This window comes from Halomonas chromatireducens, assembly GCF_001545155.1.
Taxonomy (GTDB): Bacteria; Pseudomonadota; Gammaproteobacteria; order Pseudomonadales; family Halomonadaceae; genus Halomonas; species Halomonas chromatireducens.
On the sequence record NZ_CP014226.1, the window covers coordinates 1,278,187 to 1,301,853 of the forward strand.

At 62.7% G+C, this 23,667-nt stretch carries 23 protein-coding genes, 5 tRNA genes and 2 pseudogenes; 9 read left to right on the forward strand and 21 right to left on the reverse strand.

Annotation, left to right across the window (positions count from 1 at the left end):
* Window positions 1-64 precede the first annotated feature (64 nt).
* The 3 genes from fis to prmA all read right to left on the reverse strand — a co-directional run bounded on the left by fis (window position 65) and on the right by prmA (window position 2,677).
* Window positions 65-400, reverse strand: a complete 336-nt coding sequence (gene fis, locus LOKO_RS06015) for a DNA-binding transcriptional regulator Fis (RefSeq protein WP_144439617.1) — start codon at window positions 398-400, stop codon at window positions 65-67.
* The gene (gene dusB / locus LOKO_RS06020; RefSeq protein ID WP_083517451.1) at window positions 397-1,440 is read right to left on the reverse strand and encodes a tRNA dihydrouridine synthase DusB; all 1,044 of its coding nucleotides are present in this window, start codon (window positions 1,438-1,440) and stop codon (window positions 397-399) included. Before dusB ends, fis begins: the two co-directional genes overlap by 4 nt.
* 82 nt (window positions 1,441-1,522) lie before the next feature.
* On the reverse strand, window positions 1,523-2,677 hold the full coding sequence (gene prmA / locus LOKO_RS20090; RefSeq protein ID WP_235588948.1) for a 50S ribosomal protein L11 methyltransferase: 1,155 nt from the start codon (window positions 2,675-2,677) through the stop codon (window positions 1,523-1,525).
* On the opposite strand from prmA, the gene LOKO_RS18635 reads away from it, so the two are divergent.
* A complete protein-coding gene (locus LOKO_RS18635; protein ID WP_235588949.1) occupies window positions 2,606-2,785 on the forward strand; it encodes a crossover junction endodeoxyribonuclease RuvC in 180 nt (59 codons plus the stop codon). The two genes, prmA and LOKO_RS18635, sit on opposite strands and share 72 nt — an antisense overlap.
* Here the strand turns inward: LOKO_RS18635 and LOKO_RS06030 are convergent.
* From LOKO_RS06030 to betI, 3 genes and pseudogenes are all read right to left on the reverse strand, one after another.
* Window positions 2,749-2,973: pseudogene (locus LOKO_RS06030) on the reverse strand (choline dehydrogenase); the annotation flags it as partial. The gene LOKO_RS18635 and the pseudogene LOKO_RS06030 overlap by 37 nt on opposite strands.
* Window positions 2,974-3,200: 227 nt before the next feature.
* Window positions 3,201-4,670: a betaine-aldehyde dehydrogenase gene (betB, locus tag LOKO_RS06035; protein ID WP_066446352.1), complete on the reverse strand. Its 1,470-nt coding sequence runs from the start codon at window positions 4,668-4,670 to the stop codon at window positions 3,201-3,203.
* 11 nt (window positions 4,671-4,681) lie between these two features.
* Window positions 4,682-5,287, reverse strand: a complete 606-nt coding sequence (gene betI, locus LOKO_RS06040; RefSeq protein WP_201025362.1) for a transcriptional regulator BetI — start codon at window positions 5,285-5,287, stop codon at window positions 4,682-4,684.
* Window positions 5,288-5,501: 214 nt separating this feature from the next.
* On the opposite strand from betI, the gene LOKO_RS06045 reads away from it, so the two are divergent.
* The 4 genes from LOKO_RS06045 (at window position 5,502) to LOKO_RS06060 (ending at window position 6,129) form a co-directional block, all read left to right on the forward strand.
* A tRNA-Met gene (locus LOKO_RS06045) sits at window positions 5,502-5,578 on the forward strand.
* 132 nt (window positions 5,579-5,710) lie between these two features.
* Window positions 5,711-5,786 (forward strand) — tRNA-Asn (locus tag LOKO_RS06050).
* 43 nt (window positions 5,787-5,829) lie between these two features.
* Window positions 5,830-5,905, forward strand: a tRNA-Asn gene (locus tag LOKO_RS06055).
* Window positions 5,906-6,053: 148 nt separating this feature from the next.
* Window positions 6,054-6,129: transfer RNA gene (locus LOKO_RS06060), tRNA-Asn, on the forward strand.
* A 149-nt stretch (window positions 6,130-6,278) separates the two neighbouring features.
* Here the strand turns inward: LOKO_RS06060 and LOKO_RS06065 are convergent.
* The 3 genes from LOKO_RS06065 to LOKO_RS06075 form a co-directional block, all read right to left on the reverse strand.
* A complete protein-coding gene (locus LOKO_RS06065; protein ID WP_066446354.1) occupies window positions 6,279-7,235 on the reverse strand; it encodes a sulfurtransferase in 957 nt (318 codons plus the stop codon).
* A gap of 328 nt (window positions 7,236-7,563) precedes the next feature.
* A complete protein-coding gene (locus tag LOKO_RS06070) occupies window positions 7,564-8,133 on the reverse strand; it encodes a carboxymuconolactone decarboxylase family protein (RefSeq protein ID WP_066446366.1) in 570 nt (189 codons plus the stop codon).
* Between the two features lie 107 nt (window positions 8,134-8,240).
* Window positions 8,241-8,828: a TetR/AcrR family transcriptional regulator gene (locus LOKO_RS06075; protein WP_066446367.1), complete on the reverse strand. Its 588-nt coding sequence runs from the start codon at window positions 8,826-8,828 to the stop codon at window positions 8,241-8,243.
* A 241-nt stretch (window positions 8,829-9,069) separates the two neighbouring features.
* On the opposite strand from LOKO_RS06075, the gene LOKO_RS19620 reads away from it, so the two are divergent.
* Both LOKO_RS19620 and LOKO_RS06085 read left to right on the forward strand, forming a co-directional pair.
* Window positions 9,070-9,351, forward strand: coding sequence for a hypothetical protein (locus tag LOKO_RS19620; protein WP_158509928.1), 282 nt, complete (start codon window positions 9,070-9,072; stop codon window positions 9,349-9,351).
* Between the two features lie 89 nt (window positions 9,352-9,440).
* Complete coding sequence (locus LOKO_RS06085) at window positions 9,441-10,004, forward strand: DinB family protein (protein WP_083517452.1); 564 nt, start codon at window positions 9,441-9,443, stop codon at window positions 10,002-10,004.
* A gap of 122 nt (window positions 10,005-10,126) precedes the next feature.
* Here LOKO_RS06085 and LOKO_RS06090 read toward each other — a convergent pair whose 3' ends face one another.
* A complete protein-coding gene (locus tag LOKO_RS06090) occupies window positions 10,127-12,181 on the reverse strand; it encodes a carboxy terminal-processing peptidase (RefSeq protein ID WP_066446369.1) in 2,055 nt (684 codons plus the stop codon).
* Window positions 12,182-12,309: 128 nt separating this feature from the next.
* Between LOKO_RS06090 and LOKO_RS06095 the strand changes: the two genes are divergently transcribed.
* On the forward strand, window positions 12,310-13,629 hold the full coding sequence (locus LOKO_RS06095) for a M18 family aminopeptidase (protein WP_066446372.1): 1,320 nt from the start codon (window positions 12,310-12,312) through the stop codon (window positions 13,627-13,629).
* A gap of 99 nt (window positions 13,630-13,728) precedes the next feature.
* On the opposite strand, the gene LOKO_RS06100 is transcribed toward LOKO_RS06095, so the two are convergent.
* The 7 genes and pseudogenes from LOKO_RS06100 to LOKO_RS06130 form a co-directional block, all read right to left on the reverse strand.
* Window positions 13,729-13,805: transfer RNA gene (locus LOKO_RS06100), tRNA-Met, on the reverse strand.
* Between the two features lie 53 nt (window positions 13,806-13,858).
* On the reverse strand, window positions 13,859-14,950 hold the full coding sequence (ychF, locus tag LOKO_RS06105) for a redox-regulated ATPase YchF (RefSeq protein WP_066446373.1): 1,092 nt from the start codon (window positions 14,948-14,950) through the stop codon (window positions 13,859-13,861).
* A gap of 39 nt (window positions 14,951-14,989) precedes the next feature.
* Window positions 14,990-15,574 carry an aminoacyl-tRNA hydrolase gene (gene pth / locus LOKO_RS06110; protein WP_066446375.1) on the reverse strand — a complete coding sequence of 195 codons (585 nt, stop codon included), beginning with the start codon at window positions 15,572-15,574 and terminating at the stop codon, window positions 14,990-14,992.
* Between the two features lie 83 nt (window positions 15,575-15,657).
* Entirely contained in the window at window positions 15,658-16,302 is a 645-nt protein-coding gene (locus LOKO_RS06115) for a 50S ribosomal protein L25/general stress protein Ctc (protein WP_066446377.1), read from the reverse strand.
* A 119-nt stretch (window positions 16,303-16,421) separates the two neighbouring features.
* On the reverse strand, window positions 16,422-17,588 hold the full coding sequence (gene prs, locus LOKO_RS18645) for a ribose-phosphate diphosphokinase (protein ID WP_144439618.1): 1,167 nt from the start codon (window positions 17,586-17,588) through the stop codon (window positions 16,422-16,424).
* 30 nt (window positions 17,589-17,618) lie between these two features.
* Window positions 17,619-18,110, reverse strand: coding sequence for a DUF1850 domain-containing protein (locus LOKO_RS06125; RefSeq protein WP_083517453.1), 492 nt, complete (start codon window positions 18,108-18,110; stop codon window positions 17,619-17,621).
* 56 nt (window positions 18,111-18,166) lie between these two features.
* A pseudogene (locus tag LOKO_RS06130) lies at window positions 18,167-18,529 on the reverse strand (TAXI family TRAP transporter solute-binding subunit); the annotation flags it as partial.
* Between LOKO_RS06130 and LOKO_RS20385 the strand changes: the two are divergent.
* Window positions 18,516-18,644 (forward strand): hypothetical protein, encoded by a 129-nt coding sequence (locus tag LOKO_RS20385; protein ID WP_256380001.1) that lies wholly within the window; start codon window positions 18,516-18,518, stop codon window positions 18,642-18,644. The pseudogene LOKO_RS06130 and the gene LOKO_RS20385 sit on opposite strands and share 14 nt — an antisense overlap.
* Here LOKO_RS20385 and accC read toward each other — a convergent pair.
* The 4 genes from accC to ppa all read right to left on the reverse strand — a co-directional run bounded on the left by accC (window position 18,641) and on the right by ppa (window position 23,432).
* On the reverse strand, window positions 18,641-19,975 hold the full coding sequence (accC, locus tag LOKO_RS06135; RefSeq protein ID WP_066446380.1) for an acetyl-CoA carboxylase biotin carboxylase subunit: 1,335 nt from the start codon (window positions 19,973-19,975) through the stop codon (window positions 18,641-18,643). The two genes, LOKO_RS20385 and accC, sit on opposite strands and share 4 nt — an antisense overlap.
* 29 nt (window positions 19,976-20,004) lie before the next feature.
* The gene (gene accB, locus LOKO_RS06140; protein ID WP_066446383.1) at window positions 20,005-20,469 is read right to left on the reverse strand and encodes an acetyl-CoA carboxylase biotin carboxyl carrier protein; all 465 of its coding nucleotides are present in this window, start codon (window positions 20,467-20,469) and stop codon (window positions 20,005-20,007) included.
* A gap of 237 nt (window positions 20,470-20,706) precedes the next feature.
* On the reverse strand, window positions 20,707-22,578 hold the full coding sequence (dsbD, locus tag LOKO_RS06145; protein ID WP_066446384.1) for a protein-disulfide reductase DsbD: 1,872 nt from the start codon (window positions 22,576-22,578) through the stop codon (window positions 20,707-20,709).
* Window positions 22,579-22,901: 323 nt separating this feature from the next.
* Complete coding sequence (ppa, locus tag LOKO_RS06150) at window positions 22,902-23,432, reverse strand: inorganic diphosphatase (RefSeq protein ID WP_066446386.1); 531 nt, start codon at window positions 23,430-23,432, stop codon at window positions 22,902-22,904.
* Window positions 23,433-23,667 lie beyond the last annotated feature (235 nt).

Consider the following 23,667-nt stretch of genomic DNA (forward strand, 5'->3'; position numbering starts at 1 on the left):
GCGACTCTATGTTGAAGGTGGGGGGAAGTAGTAGGTACTACCGGGCGGCCAAGGGCCAGCCAATTCAGATCAGGTCATGCTGCTTGAGCTTCTTTCGCAGCGTGCCTCGGTTGAGCCCGAGGATTTCGGCGGCGCGAGTCTGATTGCCCTGGGTATAGTCCAATACGGCAGCCATCAGCGGGGCTTCGACCTCGGCCATCACCATGGCATAGAGGTCGGTCGCAGTACCGCCATCGAGGTGATCGAAGTAACGTCGCATGGCGCAATCCACGGCCTCACGCAGTGGCTGTTCTACCGACGCTGCCGGCGAGGACGGCGTGTCGAGGCCGGCCACTTCGGTGCAAGGACCGATGTCGATTTCCGACAGGTTGGGGTTCCGGTTGAAGGCTTCACGATTCATGCGGCACTGATTCCATTCGCTGCCCTGGAGGAGGCTGGGCCGCTCCCAGGGCAAAAGAGGTCGTCGATGAAGTCATATTGCTCGGCTGGATGCTGAAGGACATTGAAGGCAGCGCGTAGTTCGCGCTGCCGACCCTCGCCGAGTCGATGATCCGATGCGAGGTACCAGCCGAGGTGTTTGCGCGCGATGCGCACCCCCATTGTCTCCCCGTAAAAGGCGTGCAGGGCCGACAGATGATCTAGCAATACGTCGGCGCGCTCGCGCTCCGTGGGTGGGGGCAGTGCCTGTCCATGGCGAAGGTAATGGTCAATCTCGCGGAATATCCAAGGGTTGCCCTGGGCGCCGCGACCGACCATCACCGCATCCGCTCCAGTATAGTCGAGAACGAAGGCAGCCTTCTCCGGCGAGTCGATATCACCGTTGGCGAACACGGGAATATTCACCCTTGACTTGATGTCGGCGATGGTATTGTACTCGGCCTGGCCGCTGTAGCGCTGCTGACGATGACGGCCATGGACCGCCAGCGCCTGGATACCGGCCGATTCGGCGAGCCGGGCCACGCGGAGCCCGTTGTTGCTGTCGGCGCACCAGCCAGTGCGGATCTTGAGCGTCACCGGAACGTCCACCGCGGCGACCACTGCCTCGAGAATCTCGGCCACCAGGGCTTCATCGCGCAGGAGTGCGGAGCCGGCGGCCTTGTTGCACACCTTCTTCGCCGGACAGCCCATGTTGATATCGATGATCTCTGCCCCCTGAGCGGCGTTAAGGCGAGCCGCTTCGGCGAGCATCGCCGCATCGCCACCGGCAATCTGCACCGTGCGAGGGCCTGGCTCTCCGCGGTGGTCCATGCGCTGGCGAGACTTGCGGGTGTGCCATAGCGAGGGATCCGAAGTCACCATTTCGCCTACCACTAGGCCAGCACCCAGTCGACGGCAGAGCTGTCGAAAGGGGCGGTCGGTCACACCGGCCATGGGGGCTAGGACCACCCGGTTGGGTAGGCGATGTCGGCCGATCTGTGGCAGGGGGCGGCTATCAGGCATGGTGCAGTCTAATGGCTTGGGGGCTGCATATCATACGCCCCCGTCGTCGTATGGTGAAGGCGGCAATAGGTGGTGTTCCGCTTCAGATCGGTCGTTGTCCGCTCAGGCGCACCCATCCTTCGCGAATCTCCGGTTCGTCCATGACCAGGCCCTGTTCCCGGTAGGCCTCGAGGACCTCGCCGGCTTGGCTCTCGAGGATGCCCGAGAGCACCAGCCGGCCGGCCGGAGCCACGTGTCCGGCAACGGTCGCTGCCATGTCGATCAGCGGCCCGGCGAGAATATTGGCGATCACCACGGGAAAGGTCGTTGCCGTGCCGGACTCTGCCAGTTCCTCGGGATAGCAGAGGCGGAGGTCTTCATCGGCAATCGCGTTGCGGGCGGCATTGTCCCGGCTGGCCTGTAGCGCCTGGGGATCGATATCGGTGCCGATGGCCTGTCCTGCGCCGAGCTTGAGCGCGGCGATGGCCAGAATGCCCGAGCCGCAGCCGATGTCGAGTACGGCTCGTTCATCTAGCTCGCCTGTCAGGCTCAGGCCGTCCAGCCACTCCAGGCAGAGTGCCGTGGTGGGGTGGGTGCCGGTGCCGAAGGCGAGCCCCGGGTCGAGATGCAGGTTGACCGCATCGGGGTCTGGCGGCTGGTGCCAGCTCGGCACGATCCACAGCCGCTGGCCCATGCGCAGAGGCTGGAAGCCGTCCATCCACTCCCCCTGCCCTGACAGGCATAGTGCACCATCCATGGTCGCCGCCTGGAGCAGTTCCGAACTCAGCACGACGTTCAGAGGGAACGCCAGTGGCGGATCGACAAGGTCGTCCGGCTTGGCGTCATGCCCCAGAAGTTGCACCCCCTCCCAGCTCCGCTGCCGATGCGTAAGACGCAGCGTGCCCTTCTGCCAGTCCGCATCGATCTCGCGAACACGACCATGGACCGTCAGGGACGCCGGCACATCCAAGTTGAAGAGATGGAGGATGGCACCCTCCGCCAGGCACGGCAGATAGATCTCGCGCAGGTGGGGCAGGCGGTCGAGCTGCAGGTGCAGGTAGTGCTGCCGACCACAGCCGCGCAGATCCAGGACTTCCAGTGCTGGATCGTCGTGCAAGTCCAGGGCGCGCAGCCGCAGTTCATTCAGCACGAGACGGCGCCCTTGGTCGGCATTGCCGGTCGGGCCATGCAGGGCGACGACCTGGCCCAGCGTCTCGCCCAGGCCTATGCCGGCATCAGCGAGCTGATTGCGCTGCACAGGCCCGGGGAGTTCGCCATCGAGCAGGTGTTCATGTCGAAGAACGCCGACTCGGCACTCAAGCTAGGGNTATGCTGCTCGGGGTCGGTCTCGAAGGCCCAGTTGTAGCGCTTGCCCTGCAGCGGGTAGGCCAGTGCCGCCGGCATCTGGGTGCGGAAGTCGAGACGGTAGTCGGGGCCGCCGGCTTCCAGCAGCAGTACGCTGACCTCGGGGTCTTCCGTAAGCCGGGCGGCAAGCACGTTGCCGGCCGAGCCGGCGCCGATGATGATGTAGTCGAATTCGCGAATCTGGGACATAACCTTTCTCACTGATAACGCCACGGAAGCGGGCCTGCTAACGGGGGGCTCGGGACTGACCCGTCGACAAGCCCCGGAGCGCCGGACCATCGAGGAGGCGCTGTGAATCCTTCCTTGGACGCTACCGATGCCATCCCTGGCATCGGACCCCCTCTACGACCTGTCCCCGGCGCCGCTCATCTTGCTGGCCGCAGCATACACACGGCCTGTAGCTCGAGATCTGTGGCTTAGAAGACCGACTCGAAGGGCCCCATCTCCACCTGCACCGATTTGGTCTGGGTGTAGTGGGCCAGGGTCTCGATGCCATTCTCGCGGCCCACACCGGACTGCTTGTAGCCGCCCACCGGCATCTCGGCCGGCGACTCGCCCCAGGTGTTGATCCAGCAGATGCCGGCTTCAAGGCGGTGGATGGTGCGGTGCGCCCGGGCGAGGCTCTCGGTGAAAACGCCCGCGGCCAGCCCGTAGTGGGTGTCGTTGGCGCGCCGGATGAGCTCCTCGTCGTCATCGAAGGCGAGTATCGCCATCACCGGGCCGAAGATCTCCTGTCGCACGATGCGCATCTCGTCACTGCAATCTGTGAAAACGGTGGGCGCGGCCCATGCGCCCTTGGCGAAGGCGCCCTCTGCCATCGGCTCACCGCCGATCAGTAGCCGGGCACCCTCCTGCTTGCCCAGCTCGATGTAGGAGAGCACCTTCTCCTGATGGCCATAGCTCACCAGGGGGCCGAAATTGGTCTCGGGGTCGAGCGGGTCGCCGGCCCTGATACGGGCCACGCGCTCGGTGATCTTCTCCTCGAAGGCCTCCTTCACGGAGCCATGGACGAAGACGCGAGTGCCATTGGTACAGATCTGGCCACTGGAATAGAAGTTGGCCATCATCGCCGCATCGGCGGCGCGGTCCAGGTCGGCGTCGGCAAAGACGATCAGCGGCGACTTGCCGCCGAGCTCCATGGTCACATCCTTGAGCGAGGAGCCCCCGGCGGCAGCCATCACCTTCTTGCCGGTGCCCACTTCGCCGGTGAAGGACACCTTGTCGATGCCGGGGTGCCCAGTCAGCATCTGTCCCACGCGTCCGTCGCCCTGGACAATATTGAAGACGCCATCCGGCAGCCCGGCCTCGGTGAATATCTCGGCCAGCTTCATGGCAGTCAGTGGCGTGACTTCGCTGGGCTTGAGCACCACGGCGTTGCCCGCGGCCAGCGCCGGGGCGGCCTTCCAGCAGGCGATCTGGATGGGGTAGTTCCAGGCCGCGATGGCGCCGATCACACCTAGCGGCTCGCGGCGGGTATAGACGAAGGACGACTCGCGAAGGGGAAGCTGGCTGCCCTCGATGGCGGGGGCCAGGCCGGCATAATATTCGATGACATCGGCACCGGTCACGATATCCACGGCGGCGGTTTCGCTGATCGGCTTGCCGGTATTGCGTGTCTCCAGCTCGGCGATCTCGTCATTACGCTCGCGTAGCAAGGCGACCGCACGGTTCAGGATGCGTCCGCGCTCCATGCCGGTCATGGCCGCCCAGACGCGCTGGCCCCTGCGAGCCGCGGCGACGGCGTTGTCCACATCGGCTTGTGAAGCCTGCTGCACCCTGGCGAGGAGGCTGCCGTCATAGGGGTTGTGGACGTCGAAGGTCTCGCCGGAAGTGGCTTCCACCCGGCGGCCGTCGATATAGAGTGTTTCGGTTTCGAGGCTTGCCATGGTTGCTCCTGTCAGGAAACGGGTGTGGACTCGTAGTTGGCCAACAGCTGATTGAGGTAGTCATGGGCCAGGCGTCGTGCACCGTCGGCATCCAGCCCTTCCGGCGTCAGGGCGCCGCGTAGCCAGAGACCGTCGATTGTCGCTGCCAGGCCATGCGCGGCCTGGCGAGCCTTGGCTCGGGGCATGAGGCGGCGGAACTGGCTGCAGAGGTTGGAGTAGAGGCGTCGATCGTTGACCTGCTGCAGGCGCTGCAACTGGGGCTTGTGCATGCTGCTGGCCCAGAATGCCAGCCAGGTCTTGGCCACCGGGCCGGAGACCTGGCTGCGGTCGAAGTTGCCGTCGATGATTGCCCCGATGTGCGCGCGGGGCGACGCATCGCCCAGGGCTCGACGGCGAGCGGCGACGGCATCGCCCAGATCGGTGAGGATCTGTCGCATGGTGGCTTCCAGCAGCCCGTCCTTGCCGCCGAAGTAATGGCTGATGATCCCGGCGGAGACACCGGCATGCCCGGCGATGCGGATGACTGTCGCATCGGCAAGGCCGACCTCGTCGATGGCCGCCATGGTGGCCTGGATCAACTGCTGACGCCGAATGGGCTCCATTCCAACCTTGGGCATCAGGCACTCCTTGTATCATGGTGACGACTGCCACCGGTGACGACGGTGTCGTCGGTCGCTGGCGGCACTATTAAGCATGTCTTGCAGCATGCCATTTTTTTATTGAACGTTCAATCAATAAAAGATAAGCGACAACCCCAGCTTGCCACCGTGACATGCTTCGGGCATAATTTCGCCCCGTTGACCGGGCAATGGTATTGGCTCGGCACCGAAAGGCTACGTAGCTCAGCTGGTTAGAGCACATCACTCATAATGATGGGGTCCCCTGTTCGAATCAGGGCGTAGCCACCAGAATACCTGAAGGCGCCCGCACGAAAAGCTCGTGCGGGCGCCTTTCGTTGTGCATAGAAGCGGCCGGGGCGGGGAATCCGCCCTTGACCTGATCGAAGCGATCCGTATACTACGCACCGTGTTCAGGGCCATTCCCCGATAGCTCAGTTGGTAGAGCAAATGACTGTTAATCATTGGGTCGCAGGTTCGAGTCCTGCTCGGGGAGCCAATGAACGCGTGCTGATCGTACTAGCATCTGATTGAAGCGCCATTCCTCGATAGCTCAGTTGGTAGAGCAAGTGACTGTTAATCACTGGGTCGCAGGTTCGAGTCCTGCTCGAGGAGCCATCAGCTTCTGTTGAAAGCCATCAGCTGTTGTTGAGAGCCATCAGCGCTTTGACGAGAGCCATCAGCTTGTTGAAGGTCATCAGCTTGTTGAAGGCCATCAGCTCTTGCATGGCGTCAGCATATCCTGCCTTGTTGTCATCAAGACCGATCCCGGATAGCTCAGTTGGTAGAGCAAGTGACTGTTAATCACTGGGTCGCAGGTTCGAGTCCTGCTCCGGGAGCCATAAGGCCTCATCTCCGGCCTGCTTCACCCCATCTCTACGTTTGAGCCGCCCCGTTCCTTCTCTCGATGGAGCGCGAATGAGCTGTGTCTCCTTGCCAGGAGCGACGCATCGGGCCGGCACCAAAGGCGTCTGGCGCTGACCCACCGCTTTCAATCGAGAGCCTCCTGAAGACGCTCCAGCCCCCGCCGGGCGAGTTGCACGGGGCGCGAGTCACTTATCGTCCATGCGGCCATGGAGCCGTCATACATCGCGACGTTGTCGAATCCGGCGACCTCGCTGAGCACAAACCAGTCCGTTGCCGCCCAGTGTCCGGTATTGCAGAAGGTGATGGTGTGAGCATTGCGATCCAGCTCGGCAGTGTTGATGCGTGAGGAGAGACCTTCCCGGTCCAGGTAATAGGCGCCCGCACGGTCGCCGAAGTTGCTGTGATAGGGCAGGCTCCTGGCGCCGGGTATAGTCCCGGCAGTTCTCACGGCCGGTGATATCGTTTCGCCGGTGAAGTAGTCCGATGGACGGGCATCGACCAGTTGGGTCTGGGATTGACGTGCCTGCTCAACCTGCTCGGTCGTGGCGATCAGCTCCTTGCGCAGGGTGGCATGAAACTGTTTGGCTTCAGTGGCGGGAACGGAGCCGCTGGCGACGTCGAAGCCCTGTTGCTGCCAGCCGGCGAAGCCTCCATCGAGAATGGCGACTTCGTCATGGCCTAGAATCTTGAAGGTCCAGTAGATGCGTGCCGCGCTGCCGAAATCCGTGGGTCCGGTCCCGGCGGGGACGATCACGACCGTCGTATCATTGTCGATACCGAGGCTTCCGATCAATTCCTGCAGAGGTTCGATCTCCGGCAGCAGGCCCGCTACGTCGTCACGCTCTTCGCGCCAGCCATCGTCGGTGTAGCTGCTGTAGCGGCTGCCGGGGATGGGGGCGGCCTCGAAGCTTTGGCGGTCGCCGCCACCATCGATGGAGGAGCGTACATCAAGGACGACCAGGTTCTCGTCATTCAGGTGCGGGTCGAGCCACTCGGCCTCGACCAGTGGGGAAATCTCCGCGGCCTGGACCTGCGCCGATAACCACAGCGCACTGAAGGCGAGTACGAGAGCGCGTAACATGAGCTTGACCTCGTCTGTCGGGTTTATCGTGAGCCTATGCTCTCGGCCAGGGAGCGGCAAAGGTTCAATAAGACCGAATGCCGTCTAGTACAGCATGCTCGGCAATAAGCGACAGGGAAGCACTGCACAAATGCCTGCGCGAGCGAATCGCTGCGTTGCGCGGTGCTCGGAATCCTCACATATACCCCATATGCTCCGGTTCCTGCGCTCCGTGCGCCTTGTGCTTCATCTCGCTCGTCGATTTGTTCAGTGTTTCCACAGCGCATGATCCATGCACTATCGCGATTTCGGTGAGTATCGCCCCGACAGTGCATGTCGGGGCGGAGACTCACTTCTTCCAGGCGTGGCCAGCGAAAGCCTCGTCGAGCTCCGGGTGATTGAGGTGGTTGGAATAGTTGGACAGCGTCTTCACGGCCAGCGCCAGCACGATTTGCAGCACATGCTGCTCCTCGAAGCCGGCATCAAGGAATGCCGTGACGTCTTCACGGTTCGGCATGCCGCGGGTGTCGAACATGACGCCGGTGAATTCGCTAAGCGCGGCCAGGCGAGAGTCGGGAATCTCCCGATCCTCACGGATCGCCTCGAGCACATCGCCAGGCACCTGAGACATTTTCTCTGCCAGCATGCTGTGGGCGGACATGCAGTAGCTGCAGCCGTTGAGTTGACTGATGGTCAGGAATACCACTTCCTGCTCCGGGGGGGTGAATCCGGAATCCTCTCGGAAAAGTTCATAGCCGTGCAGGTAGGTGTCAAGTACGCCGGGCGCCTTGGCCATGCCCTTGTACATGTTGGGCACGAACCCCAGCTTGGCGTTGGCCTTCTCGAGCAGTGGCCGTGCCTTGGCATCGGCATTTTCGAGTGTCTGCGGGGGGAGTTGTAGTCGATAGTCGGCAGTCATGATGACTCTCCTGTATTCCTTTCAATAGCGTAAGGGGACACCGTGGGGTGTCGGTTTATATATGGACTGATCGGTCCATATATGTCGTAAAAAATCACCTCGATCGTTCAGCGCAATGTGCCGAGCAGCAACTCGGCCGCGGCTTCAGTCTGTGCGGGTGCGGCGCCGGACTTGAGCAAGGTGCGCAGGCCGGCCATGCCCAGCGTGAGATAGGTTGCGAGCGCCAGTGCGTCACGATCTGAGGCGATATCGCCTTCGGCCTGTGACCGAACGACGGCCTCGTGGAACAGGGCAGTGATGGCTTGGACGCTGAGCCTGGCCTCGATGGCTGCGATGTCGCCACGTTGGCCAAGCTCACTGGCGGAATTGAAGATCAGGCATCCCAGGGCAGCTCGCTCGCTGCCGGACTCCTGGGCTGTCTCCACGAACAGCTCCCGAAGAAAACCCAAGGCTGAGGGCGACGCTTCCAGCCGGTGGTTGAGTCGATCGATCAGATTGCCGCGATAGCGGCGCAGCGCCTCGAGAAACAGCTGTTCCTTGTTGCCGAAGGCCTGGTACAGGCTGCTGCGCGATATTTTCATCGCCTCCAGCAGGTCGCGGGTCGAAGCACTGTCGTAGCCTCTGGCCCAGAAGACCTGCATGGCGGCGCTCGCGGCCTCGTCGGGGCTGAATGCGATGGGGCGTCCACGTGTCATGCCTTGAATTTAGAACCAATCGGTACATAAATCAAGCCTGGTGAAGTTCATCTTTCGACGAAGAACGCTGTAAGGACTGGAAGCAAGCGCCGACAGAGTCATCACGGCACACCAATAAGGGAGCAGTCGAGGCGCCATCGGCAGAGGGTGGCGCCGATAAGAAGCCAGCCGTAAGGGCTGACTTCTCTGCACGATGACATGCCATCGCATGTCTCTTCATGACACTACGGAGGTCATCATCATGACATTGCAAGACGAGAAGCGCCGAAGCCTGCTGGGAAGGCTCAGCAAGCAGCTGGGTTATGCAGCCCCGGCACTGGTGCTGGTAGCCAGTGGTGCCGCCTTTCAGGCCGTGGCCAGCGAATCATCAACGGAGCCTACCTACACCAGTGGCGTGGAAGCGCCTCTGATGCTGGCAGAAGCCCATGCCGAAGGCGAAGCGGAAGCCGAGGGGGAGGCAGAAGGCGAAGCTGAGGGAGAAGCGGAAGGTGAAGCTGAGGCCGAAGCAGAAGCGGAGGGCTAATGGAACGTTAAATCCCTGAGTGGGTGGTCGGGCCGGCAACCCTGGCGCCGGCCCCGGTTTTCTCACTTGCGATCAACAGGTAAACCGCCATGTCATCTATAATAAATCAGGCATATCCTCCCCAGGCGGGTCTCATTGAAGAGAACCTCCTGGCATTGTCACAGTTGGAGGAATTCCTTGATGCCCTCACGCCGGAGCAGTACCGGCACAACTTTGGTCACGATGGTCGCCATACGCTGGGCAAGCACATACGACACATCATCGATCACTATAATGCCTTGCTGAGCAGCCTGGACGATGATGTGATCGACTACGAAGATCGTCCTCGGGATGAGCGTCTGGAGCAGTGGCCGCAACAGGCCGTTGATCGCCTGACTGACATCAAGGCTGAGCTGATCGCCCTGGTTGGGCACTGTCCAACTGGCTGCTTGAGCCTGAATTATCCCCTAGGCAGTGGCGTGCAGGTGCTGGATACCAGCCTGGCGCGCGAACTCGCTTTCCTGACCAGCCACACCATTCATCACATGGCGATAGTGGGCCTGCTTGCCGATCAGCTCGGCATCACCTTGCCCGAGGCGTTCGGCGTTCACCCCTCTACGTTGAGGCATTGCCAGCGAGACATCTCTCGCCCTGTCGCCGCATGGCCAGCATGATGGTCCGGGCGTGGAGCTCCGACCAGGCTGCGGGCGACTGAACGGCAGCACAAATGTCAGCTCGAATCTGCCAGGTGCTTCAAGGGTAGGCCCCCTCCGGCATTGGCCGGAGGGGGAGGACATCAGAAGCGTGAGGCCATGCGGCGCTGAGTGAGCTCGGCATAGTCGGCGAGAATAGCGGCGGCCTCGGTCACCTGAACACGCTCTACGGGCTCTTCCTCGTCGTCTTCGTCGCGGGCATCGATAAGCTCTTCGAGGAGGTCGAGGCCCAGGGCGTCACGGCGCTCGTTTTCCAGCGACAGTTGCTCGGCGTCCCGCGCCTCGACTTCACGCTGGCGCTGTTCACGATCGAGGCTCACGCTGGTGTGCTCCTCGCGCAGGCGCCGAGCCATGTCGGCGCGCTGCTCCAGAAAGACGAAGTTGGGGTGGGTGTCAGCACGCTCCCGGTGGCGTGAGCGCAAGGTCTCCAGGTACTCCCAGGGTTCGCCGTAGTGGCGATATTGCACTTCTTGAACGGTATCCCACTCCAGCGCGTTGTCCAGACTGCTTTCGCCGATCCGCTCGGGATCCACCAGGTTGGGGAACAGTATGTCCGGCTCGACGCCGCGATGCTGGGTGCTCTCGCCGGAGATGCGGTAGAACTTGGCTCGGGTGAGCTTGATCTGGCCATGGCTGAGGTCACTCAGAGTCTGCACAGTACCCTTGCCGAAGGTGGCATTCCCCAGCACCAGGCCGCGGCCATAGTCCTGAATGGCCCCGGCAAAGATTTCCGATGCCGATGCCGACAGCCGGTTCACCAGTACCGCCAACGGGCCGTCGTAGAGCGTGCCGGCCTCGGTGTCGCCATAGAGGCTGATACGCCCACGCGCATCGCGCACCTGAACGGTGGGGCCGCGGTCGATGAACAGGCCGATCAGCGAGTTGGCTTCCTGCAGGGCGCCACCGCCGTTGTTGCGCAGATCGAGCATGATGCCATCGATACCTTCCTCCTTGAGTCGCTCGACTTCACGGGCGACGTCACGGGTGGTGCTGCGGAACTCCTCCTCGCCGGCCTGCCAGGCATCGAAGTCGACATAGAAGGTGGGGATCTTGATCACGCCGATACGCTTCATGCCGTCGTCACGCTCGACTTCGATGATTTCTCCCTGGGCCGCCTGATCCTCGAGATCGACCGTATCGCGGGTGATCTCGACTTCGTGGGAGCGGGTCATGTCCATGGCTTCTGCCGGCACCACCTCCAGGCGCACCACGCTGCCCTTGGGCCCACGGATGAGATCCACGACCTCGTCCAGGCGCATGCCGACCACGTTGACGATCTCTTCGCCATCCTCCTGGCCGACGCCAATGATGCGGTCGGCCGGCTCCAGCACACCGGCGCGGTCCGCCGGGCCTCCGGGAACCAGGCTCGAGACCTTCACGTATTCGCCGTCGGACTGCAGCATGGCGCCGATGCCCTCCAGCGACAGGCGCATCTGGATGTCGAAGGATTCACCCTGGCGGGGGGATAGGTACTCGGTGTGGGGATCTATGCTGCTGGTCACTGCGGCCATGAACAGGCCAAAGACGTCTTCACCGTTGGTCTGGCGAAGCCGGGAGAGCTGCCCTTCATAGCGCTGGCGCAGGTTGGTCTCGACCTGTTCTTCGTCCTGGCCGGTGATATCGAGGGTCAGGGCAGCGTTCTTGAGCCGCTTGCGCCACAGCTCATCCAGTTCCTCCTGATTCTCGGCCCAGGGGGCCTCGCTGCGGTCGAGCTCGAGGCGCATATCGGTCTCATACGTGTAGCCGAGGCCCTCGTCGATCTTGTCCAGCAGCCACTCGAAGCGCGACTCGGCGCGATCGTGATAGCGTTGATAGAGCTCATAGGCGGGGGCCAGCTCCCCCTCGAAGAGCATGTCGTCGATGCGCTCCTCGAGGTGACGAAAATCATCGACGTCACTGCCGAGCAGGAAGGCACGCTGTCCATCGAGTACATCGAGATAGCGCTCGAAGGCCACTCGCGACCACTCATCGTCAAGGGTGGCATCAGCATAGTGCCCATAGCGCAGCGAGTCGGCCACCTCTACCGCTGCTTGACGCTGGGCTTCGCTGGGCTGAATCTTCGCCAGCGCCACATTGCTGGTAAGCAATACAAGGGCCAGCAGTATGGCTGAGTGCCGAATAACGGCTAGCAGGCTCATCAATGAAGCACTCCCGGTTTCGTGTAAACTTCCTTCCCTAGACACGCGCAAGGCTTGCGAGTTGCAAAGGACGACACGGTATTGTAGCAGTTGTCTCGTCAACCACAGACCCCCTGAAGAGGATTCTCATGTCACAGGAAGCCCGCATTGAGCGTCTGCTCGACTTTCTGCAGCGCTCGCCGACCCCTTGGCACGCCGTATCGGTCATGGCCGAGCGGCTAGAGGCCGCCGGCTTCCGTCGACTGGACGAGTCACACCCCTGGCAGCTGGCGGCCGGGGAGCGATTTTATGTTACCCGCAACGACTCCTCCATCGTTGCCATACAGCTACCCCGGGAGGGGCTCGACGCCCTGCGCATGATCGGTGCCCATACCGACAGCCCTGGTCTGAGGCTAAAGCCCAATGCTGCCCAGACATCGATGGCTGGCTGGCTGCAGCTGGGTGTCGAGCTCTACGGCGGGGCGTTGCTAGCCCCCTGGTTCGACCGTGACCTGGGCCTGGCGGGGCGCGTACATCTGCGCCGGGCCGATGGCCGGCTGGAAGGGTTGCTGCTGCATGTCGACCGTCCTGTGGCGACGATCCCCAGCCTGGCGATCCATCTGGATCGAGAAGCCAATAACGGACGAGCGCTGAACGCCCAGACCCAGATGGCGCCGGTCTTCCTCCAGGGGGGCGAGAAGGCCGATCTCACGCGGCTGCTGCTGGAGTGGCTCGATGCCCAGCATGACATCGGGGACGCGGAGATTCTCGATTTCGAGCTGGCGCTCTTCGATACCCAGCCTCCGGCGCGGGTGGGGGTGAGGGGCGAACTGATCGCCAGTGCCCGGCTGGACAACCTGCTCTCCTGCTTCATCGGCCTGGAGGCGCTGCTCGAGTCGGATGGAGCCCAGGGTGTCGTGCTGGTCTCCAACGACCACGAGGAGGTTGGCAGTGCCAGCGCCTGCGGCGCCCAGGGCCCCTTCCTGGGTGATGTCCTGCGCCGCATCAATGCCCAGCTCGGCGATGTGGGCGGGGCGGGGGAGGGGAAAGACGAGAGCTTCATCCGGCTGATCCAGGCCTCGCGCATGATCTCCTGCGACAACGCCCATGCCCTGCACCCCAACTTCACCGACAAGCACGATGCAGCCCATGGGCCGGCCCTGAACGGCGGTCCGGTGATCAAGGTCAATGCCAACCAGCGCTATGCCACGAACAGTGCCACCTCGGCGCTGTTCCGCGACCTGTGCCACGAGGCCGGGGTTCCGGTCCAGGTTTTTGCTACCCGCGCCGACATGGGCTGTGGCAGCACCATCGGGCCGATTACCGCCACCGAACTGGGTGTGCCGACGCTGGACGTGGGCGTCCCCCAGTGGGCCATGCACTCGATTCGGGAGACCGCCGGCGCCCAGGACGTGGAATACCTGACGCGGGCGCTCGTTGCCTTCTGCAATCGCGCAGAGCTGGCCTGAGCGACGTACGGGAGGCACCGGTCCTGCTCCCGGATCTCAAATGTCGAGGATACTTGCCATACAAAAACCCGGCGCCAATGGCGCCGGGTTTTCGGTATCTGGTGGCTACGCCCTGATTCGAACAGGGGACCCCATCATTATGAGTGATGTGCTCTAACCAGCTGAGCTACGTAGCCATTCAACGGAGGCGAAGTTTACGGATTCGCCTCCGGCAGGTCAAGGTTTGTGGTTACACATTGAAGCGGAAGTGGATCACATCGCCATCCTTGACCACGTACTCCTTGCCTTCCAGGCGCCATTTGCCGGCATCCTTGGCGCCCTGCTCGCCGCCGAGGGTGACGAAGTCGTCATAGGCGATGACCTCGGCGCGGATGAAACCCTTCTGGAAGTCGGTATGGATCACCCCGGCGGCTTCCGGGGCAGTGGCGCCTACCTTGACCGTCCAGGCGCGGACTTCCTTCACCCCGGCGGTGAAATAGGTCTGCAGGCCGAGCAGGCCGTAGCCCGCGCGGATCACCCGGTCGAGCCCCGGCTCCTCCATGCCCATCTCGTCGAGGAACATGGCGCGTTCATCGTCGTCCAGCTCGGCGATCTCCGCCTCCAGCTGGTTGCACACCGGCACTACCACGGCGTCTTCCTCGGCGGCGATCTCACGCACCACGTCGAGGTAGGGATTGGCCTCGAAGCCGTCTTCGTTGACGTTGGCGATGTACATGGTCGGCTTGAGCGTCAGGAAGCCAAAGCTCTTGAGCTGGCGCTGCTCGTCATCGTCGAGGCCGAAGCTGCGCAGCGGCTGGCCTTCCGCCAGGTGGGGCTGGATGCGCTCCAGGATGGCCTTGGTGGCGATGGCCTCCTTGTCACCGCCCTTGGCGACACGTACCAGACGCTGGATGGCCCGCTCGACGGTATCGAGGTCGGCCAGGGCCAGCTCCATGTTGATGATCTCGATATCGGCCCGTGGGTCGACCTGGTTGGCCACGTGGATGACGTTGTCGTTGTCGAAGCAACGTACCACATGGGCGATGGCCTGGGTCTCGCGGATATTGGCCAGGAACTTGTTTCCCAGGCCCTCGCCCTTGGAAGCGCCCGCCACCAGGCCGGCGATATCCACGAATTCCATGGTAGTGGGCAACACCTTCTGCGGCTTGACGATGGCGGCCAGCGCATCGAGGCGTGGGTCCGGCATCGGCACGATGCCCACATTGGGCTCGATGGTGCAGAAGGGAAAGTTCTCGGCATCGATGCCGGACTTGGTCAGGGCGTTGAAGAGGGTGGACTTGCCGACGTTGGGCAGGCCGACGATACCGCAGTTGAAACCCATGATGATGTCCTGAAAGTGATGGCGAAAATGGCGTCGGGGTCAGCCCTTGAAGCTGTGCAGCCGGCTCATGGCGCGGGCCCACTCCCCGTTGATGGCCAGCGGCAGGGTGGCCAGGCATTCGCCGATGGCGCCGCCGATGGCACCGAGCTCGGCCTTGCCGGGTCGGCCCAGAACGTAATTGGTGACCTGACGTGAGTCGCCGGGATGGCCGATGCCGATACGCAGGCGATGGAAACTCTTGTCGTTACCCAGGGCGCTGATGATATCGCGCAGGCCGTTGTGTCCGCCGTGACCGCCGCCCTGCTTGTAGCGGGCTGCGCCGGGTGGAATGTCCAGCTCGTCATGGGCCACCAGCAGTTCGTCGGGGGCGATCTTGTAGAACTGACACAGGGCCGCCACGGCGGCACCGCTGCGGTTCATGAAGGTCGTAGGCTCGAGCAGATGCAGGTCGTGCCCATCGAGCATTACCTTGGCATAGAGGCCCAGGACCTTCTTCTCCGGGCGCAGCTCGGTACCGGCCTGGCGTGCCAGGATTTCCACCAGCCAGGCGCCGGCATTGTGACGGGTCTCTGCATAGTCGTCACCGGGATTGCCCAGCCCGATGATCGCTTTCACCTGGGGCATGCGGGGTCTCCAAAAAAAACAAGCGCCGTAGCGCTTGGTCGGGTCGGGAAGGGGCCGCCGCAGGGCGGCCCCGACAGGGCCGGTTATTCGGCCGCGCCTTCGCCTTCCTCGCCTTCACCTTCCTCGCCTTCGGCATCTTCACCGCGCACCTTGGGCTTGCTGATGGTCAGCACGGCGTTGTCGTGATCGGCGCCGTGGGAGAGCTCGACAAGCGTCACACCGGCCGGGACCTTGAGGTCGGAGAGGTGCAGGGTAGTGCCCAGCGTGACCTCGGCGATGTCGACTTCCAGGAAGTCGGGCAGGTCCTTGGGCAGGCAGCTGATCTCGATCTCGTTGGAGAGGATGTGCAGCTCGCCGCCCTCGTCCTTGATGCCCTTGGACTTCTCTTCGCCCACGACATGCAGCGGCACGCGAATGGTGATTTCGTGGGTGGCATCCACGCGCAGGAAGTCGGCGTGGGTGACCAGCGGCTTGTACGGGTGGCGCTGGAGATCGCGCACGACGACCTGCTGCTTCTTGCCGTCGACGACCAGGTTGAGTACCGAGGAGAAGAAGGTTTCGTCTTCGATGGCCTTGTAGAAGGCGGCCTTCTCGACGGAGATCGGCTGCGGCGCCTGCTCGCCACCATAGATGATGGCCGGCACCTGAAGGTTCTCACGACGCAGGCGGCGGCTCGCACCTTTCCCCAGGTCGTTGCGAACGCTGGCATTGAGAGTGAAATCGGACATGATGTTGCCTCTTGCTTGAGATAAGGAAATCACGGCGGCCCGCGACCTGACCACCGCGTTTCCGAAAGCCCCGTGGGGCACTTTTCCGACGCCCTGTTCTTGCTGAAAGTCGCTGAGACTCAGTGGAACATGGCGCTGACGGATTCTTCATTGCTGACACGACGAATCGCCTCGGCGATCAGACCGGCTACGCTGAGCTGGCGGATCTTGCCACTGCGGCGAGCCACGTCGGACAGCGGGATGGTATCGGTGACGACCACTTCGTCGAGCACCGACCCGGTGATGTTGTCCACTGCAGGGCCGGAGAGGATCGGGTGGGTGGCATAGGCCACCACACGGCGAGCGCCATGGGCCTTGAGTGCGTCGCCGGCCTTGCACAGGGTGCCGGCGGTATCGATCATGTCGTCGACCACCACGCAGGTACGGTTCTCGATCTCGCCGATGATATGCATCACCTGGGCCTGGTTGGCCTGGGGACGGCGCTTGTCGATGATGGCGAGATCGGCATTGAGCTGCTTGGCGATGGCGCTGCCCGAAATCGACCCCATGCCGGCAGAAGCGATGACCGCAGCCTTGGCCGGACCACCCCGCTGGCGACCGGTCGCGGCATAGGCCATGTCAATGAAGAACTTTCCGGCGCCGGTGCTCTCGAGAAAAGCACCAAACAGCACAAAGATAAAGATATAGGTGGCTGCCACACCCAGCGGCAGGCCGAAGATCCCTTCCTGTCCCAGGTAGAGCTGTCCGGCAACCCGATCCAGGTTGTAGCCACGGTGTTCGAGGATGCCCGGCATGAACTGCCCCAGCCAGGGCAGCTCACCGCGAGGGCCGGCGAAGGCGTAGACAATGGCCAGGGCGCCAATCAGCGTCATGCCGAAGCCCACCGCTCTACGGCTGGCCTCCAGCACCGTCAACGTGGCGATACAGCCGACAAGGATATCGGTCTGGCTCCAGAAGCCCGCGCGGCTGATGATCTCGTCCAGGTAGAGCACCAGATAGCCACCCGTGACCAGGGCGCCGGCGAAGAACATGGCATCGATGAGCCAGCCCAGGATACCGCGTTTGCGGCCGGGCCCGAACACCGGAAACATCAGGAAAGCCAGCATCATGATCAGCATCAGGTGGATGCTGCGCTGGTAGAAGAGGCCCAGCGGCTGGATGCCCGCCGAGTAAAGCTGGAAGAGGGAAAGCCCCACCGCCACGATGGTGATCAACCACAGGACGAAGCGGGGCTGGATGGCGTTGCCACCCGGCATCACCACCGGTGGGTTTGTGGACTCGCTCATGGATTCCTCGTCAGACGTCGTCTGGCTAGCTCAGTTGTCGAGCATGTTGAGTTGAATGGTGACACGCTGGCCCGCGGCTATATCGCTGAGGCTGATCCGGTTTGTCTCACCGTCGCGCTGCCATACTAAACGATGATCGACCTCAGGTGAGCCAACGCGCAAGACATAGCGGTTGCCGGGTACGGGTTCGTGGATATTCTCGATCCAATAGCCGCCCTTCCCGTCGGAGACCTGCTCACCCCGCCCCTGGGAGTGTCCGAGGCCCGCGGCAAAATCGGGCTGATGGCTGCGCTCGAGCTCCATCCGGCCCTGGTGATGTCGATAGCAGTCGAGTACCGGGAAATGCCTGACGGAGTGGTTCCAGCCCAGGCACCAGCGGTCACCCTCCGGCATCGGGACGCGCAACAGCAACTCATCCTCGACGCTTCGCACCTCGAGCCACTGGCCACCAGCTGCCACTGCCGGGCCAAACCATAACGCCCACAGCATCAGGGCGGACAACGTGGTCCGCCCTGATGCCATGGCTTGGCGCACTCCGGGACGCATGGTTTCCTGTCCCTGGCGTCAACTTTGCGTCATCACGGACGCAGGTCGTCCGGGATATCGGCCTCGATTTCCTCGAAGTAGCGAATGGCACCGGGGTGCAGCGGCACCGGAGTGGACTCCATGGTGAACTCCACGGTGGTGTCGTTGGCCGCCGGGTGCACGGCGATCAGGTCATCGGTACGCTCGAACAGCAGCTTGGTGAGTTCGTAGGCCAGATCCTCGTCCATGTCGGAATTGACGACCAGGACATTGGGGATACTGATGGTCTGCACTGCCTCGTCCATGCCGTCGTACATGCCGGCACGCAGCTCATAGGCGGCAAACACCGGTTCTGCTTCACGGGCGTTCTCGATCTCTTCGTCCGAGAAACCGATCAGGCGAATGTCGCGGGTAGCCGGCGAACAGCTGTCGAGTACCTATGCCATGGCCGGGCGGCTGGGCATCAGTCAGCCCAGTGTCGTGCGCAAGCTGCAGCGCCATGGGTTACGTATCGAACGCATCCATCGCTAGCGCTTCTTCTCCAGGTAGTGGATGTTGACGCCGCCCTGTTGGAAGTAGCCGTCGCGAACCAGATCCTTGTGCAGATCGATATTGGTCTTGATGCCTTCCACCAGGAGTTCGTCGAGTCCATTGCGCATGCGCGTCAGGGCGATCTCCCGGCTGTCGCCCCAGGTGATCAGCTTGCCGATCAGCGAGTCGTAGTGGGGCGGTACCGTATAGCCGGTATAGAGATGCGAGTCCATGCGCACACCGAGGCCGCCGGGGGGGTGGTAGAGCGTCACCTTGCCCGGGGAGGGCATGAAGGTGCGCGCATCCTCGGCGTTGATGCGGCACTCGAAGGCGTGCCCATGGATCTTGACGTCTTCCTGAGCGATCGACAGCGGCAGGCCGGAAGCGATGCGAAGCTGCTCGCGTACGATATCGACCCCCGTCACCATTTCGGTGACCGGATGCTCCACCTGGACACGGGTGTTCATCTCGATGAAGAAGAATTCGCCGTCCTCGTAGAGAAACTCGAAGGTTCCGGCACCGCGATAGTTGATCTCGATGCAGGCCTGCCGGCACGCTTCCAGTACCCGGGCGCGTGCCTCAGGGTCGATACCGGGCGCAGGGGCCTCTTCCAGTACCTTCTGGTGGCGTCGCTGCAGCGAGCAGTCGCGGTCAAAGAGGTGGATGGCGTTGCCCTGGCCGTCGGCCAGCACCTGAACCTCGACATGGCGCGGCTTCTCGAGAAACTTCTCCATGTAGACGGTACCGTCCCCGAAAGAGGAGTGCGCCTCGGTGCGTGTCACGTTGACGGCGGAAAGCAGGTGGGCCTCGGTGTGTACCACGCGCATGCCGCGACCGCCACCGCCGGCGGCGGCCTTGATGATCACCGGGTAACCTATGCGTCGAGCGATGGCGATGATCTCGCCTTCGTCATCGCCCAGCGGGCCGTCCGAGCCGGGTACCGTCGGCACGCCGGCGATCTGCATCGCCTCGATGGCGCTGACCTTGTCGCCCATCAGCCGAATGGTCTCGGCCCGGGGCCCGATAAAGACGAAACCGGAGCGTTCCACCTGCTCGGCAAAGTTGGCGTTCTCGGAGAGAAAGCCGTAGCCGGGGTGTATGGCGCTGGAATCGGTGACCTCCGCAGCGCTGATCAACGCCGGGATGTTCAAATAGGACTGTGCCGAGGAAGCCGGCCCGATACACACGGCCTCGTCGGCCAGTCGCACGTGCATCAGTTCACGGTCTGCCTTGGAGTGAACGGCCACGGTCTTGATGCCCAGCTCCTTGCAGGCACGCAGGATACGCAGAGCGATCTCGCCGCGGTTGGCGATGAGAACCTTGTCCAGCATGATGAAGTCCGCCAGTTCTGGGTGAAAGATCAGGAGATGACGAGCATCGGCTGGTCGAACTCAACGGGCTCACCGTCCTCGACCAGAATCGCCTCGATAACACCGTCACGATCGGCCTCGATCTGGTTCATCATCTTCATGGCTTCGACGATACACACCGTCTCGCCTTTCTTGACGCTGGAGCCGAGCTCGACGAAGGGCTTGGAGCCCGGCGCAGGGCTGCGATAGAAGGTGCCGACCATGGGTGAGGTCAAGGCGTGGCCCTGATAGGAAGATGCCGTTTCTGCAGCCGGTTCCGGTGACGGCGAAGCGCTGGCCGGGGCTGAAGTGGGCTGCGGCGCACCATACTGGGGGGCCATCTGAGGCTGTGGCCAGCTTACGCCATTGGGATGACGGCTGATGCGGACGGACTCTTCGCCTTCCTGAATCTCGATTTCGCTGATGTTGGATTCTTCGAGCAGTTCGATCAGCTTCTTGACCTTGCGGATGTCCATGACTCTGTCTCGATCGGTGAGTAGGTGACAGGTGGCCGGGACGCTGTTAACCCAAGCCAACTTTCGATAGATCCCGGCAAGATGTCGAATATTGCCGACGCTATCGGCCTTGATATGTGTTGTTGGCGGAGTGTGCCTAAAATCGCGAACGATGTCCAGCGAGAGGGAACGGTGTTCGCCATCTCGGTTGGGAGGGTATTCGGTCATTCATGGTAGGAGCGGGCGATGAGGCTGGGATCAGCTGCTGCGCTGGCCAAGCCAGTCGAGGAGGCTCTCCAGGTGGGAGGCAAATTCGTTGGCCCGTACCTCACCCTGGATGCGGGCCTCGCGTATCTCTTCACCCTGGTCGAAGAACATCAGGCTGGGCGGGCCGAACAGGCCGAAATGGTCCAGCAGCTCCCGGGACGCGTCGCCGGTGCGGGTCACATCCACGTTGATGCGGGCGAACTGCGACAGCGATTCGGCCACCTGGGGGGTGGGGTAGACCTGGCGTTCCATCTGCTTGCAGGAAATACACCAGTCGGCGGTGAAATGCACGAAGGTGGGCATGTCCTGCTCGGCGTTGCGCAGCAGGGTGGCCTCCAGTGATCCCAGGTCTTCGACGGTGGTTATCTCGGCGGCTTGCTGGGCGTCGCCGGTCAGGGCCAGCGGTGGGGCCAGGGGACGAAGCGGGTCATGGCCCCCGCGTGCGGCGCCGATCACCAGCGCTAGACCCCAGGTGAGCAGCAGCAGGCCAGCGGCCTGGCGGACACGTGGCCAGCCCTGAGTGAGGTTCAGCGAGAGCGCGCCAAGGGCCAGGGCGCTGCCGATGGCCAGGGCGGCCCACAGCAGCAAGGTGACCGGAGGCGGCAGCAGGCGCTCCACCAGCCAGATCGCCACCCCGAGCAGCAGGATGCCGAAGAGTATCTTGACGCCGTTCATCCAGGCGCCGGTGCGCGGTAGTGCCGTGGCGCCGAAGGTACCGACCAGCAGCAGTGGCACACCCATGCCCAGGCCCAGTGCGAGCAGGGCGCCGCCGCCCATCACTGCATCCCCGGTGGTGGAAATGAATACCAGGGCGCCGGCCAGGGGGGCCGAGACGCAGGGAGAAACTACCAGCACCGAGAGTGAGCCGGCACCGGCCAGGCCGACAGGGCCACTCTTCTGGGCACGGTTCTGCAAGGCGTCGATGCGCCCGGCCAGCCGAGGGGGAAGGCGCATGTCGAAGGTGCCGAACATTGCCAGGGCAAAGAGGGTGAAAAGGCCGGCAAAGACGATTAGTACCGGTGCCGACTGCAGGTGTGCCTGGAGATTGAGGCCGGCACCGAACAGGCCCATCAGTACGCCGACCGCGGCGTAGGTCAGTGACATCCCGCCGACATAGCTGGCCGAGAGGATGAAGGCGCGGGGCCGGGTCGGATTCTGGCCGACGATGATCGAGGAGAGAATCGGCACCATCGGCAGCACGCAGGGCGTGAACGTAAGCGCCAGGCCTGCAACGAAGAACAGGCCGAGCGTCATCGGCAGGCTGGCGCTGCTGATCAGGGCATTGAAGCGACCGTCCTCGCTCTGCGGCGCCTGCAGCGTTCCAGCTACGCTCGTTGAGCGATCCGCGTCGCCGGTGCCTTCTCCGCCGTCACGCCATCCCACGAAGGCGGCGGGCATGTTGCGTTCCGGTGCCTGCAGGTCAACCTGCTCCGGGGGGTAGCAGAGTCCGGCGTCGGCACAGCCCTGGAAACGGACAGTGATGTCCAGCGGGCCGGCGGCGTGACCTTCGATGGGGGCTTCGAACACGACCTTCTCGTAGAAGACGTAGACATCGCCGAGGAACTCATCGCTCTTGAATTCGCCCGCTGGTATTTCCGGCTCACCCAGCTCGGGGCCGTCGTTTCGGCTTTCGACCCCTAACTGATGACGGTAGAGGTAATAACCTTCGGCGTTCTCGAAGCCGATGTAGAGCGTCTCGCCGTCGTGCCAGGCGCTGGGCTGGAAGGCTTCCATCACCGGCAGGAAGTCCCCCTGGTTCCCCGATGAGGACGAGAACCACTGCGCCTGGGCCACAAGGGGCAGACATGCAAGCAGCAGAAGGGCCAGCCATCTAAGGGGGTAGCGGATAGGCAACGCAGTCATCCTTTTCCAGGCCTGGTCGGGCGCCTTTGAGACTCGCTTCGACGTTGGGAGTTCCCGCGTGGCGAGCCATGGGGCGAGATGAAAATTTCTCCTGCCAGAATAACTCACGTCGATAGCATATTAGAACCGAAGCACCGCCGCCCGGCTGCGTTTGTTTGTCGCACTACCCCCGCCTGGTTGTCGCTTTGGGTAGAGTCAGGTCTGGATTCGTCCACGACGTTGCGCCATGGGTGAAAAGAGCTGGGGGGTAGGGCATAGCAGGGCACAAGCGTCGCGGACCGCCCAAAGGCGGCCCGCAAGGTGATCCGTGTCAGGGGGTGTGATCAGGCTTTTTCGTAGGCCGCCACGGCTTTCTCGATGGCCTTGCGGGCGGCATCGGCCCCTTCCCAGGATTCCACTTTCACCCATTTGCCCTTCTCGAGATCCTTGTAGTTCTCGAAGAAGTGAGCGATCTGCTGGCGCAGCAGCTCGGGCAGGTCGGTGACCTCATGCACGTCGTCATACAGTGTGCTCAGCTTGGCGTGGGGGACGCAGACGAGCTTGGCATCCTCTCCGGCTTCATCGGTCATGTTCAGGATGCCCACCGGCCGGGCGCGGATGATGCTGCCCGCCTGCACTGGAACGGGAGTCACCACCAGGGCGTCGAGGGGGTCGCCATCGTCGGCCAGGGTGTGGGGAATGAAACCGTAGTTGGCCGGGTAGAACATTGGAGTGGCCATGAAGCGATCCACCAGCAGTGTACCCATCTCCTTGTCGATCTCGTACTTGACCGGTGCATGATGGGCAGGAATCTCGATCGCCACATAGACGTCATTGGGGAGGTCTTTGCCGGCAGGGATGTTGTCGAAGTTCATCGTCGCTTCCTTGGTTTGGCGAAAATGCTTTGGCGCAAATGCGAGTGGCCCGAAATGCGGCGAATTATACGGAGCCAAGCTGTGGATTACCAATGCGACATAGGTGATGGATCGGCTTTATAGCTGGCTCGGGCTTTGGTGGGCAGGCCTGGCTCCTGACAAGCGTGTATGATGGCATGCGCAAGTAGCAGGCCGGCCGATCGACGGCAGCACTCGGCAATATAGCGCAAGCGGC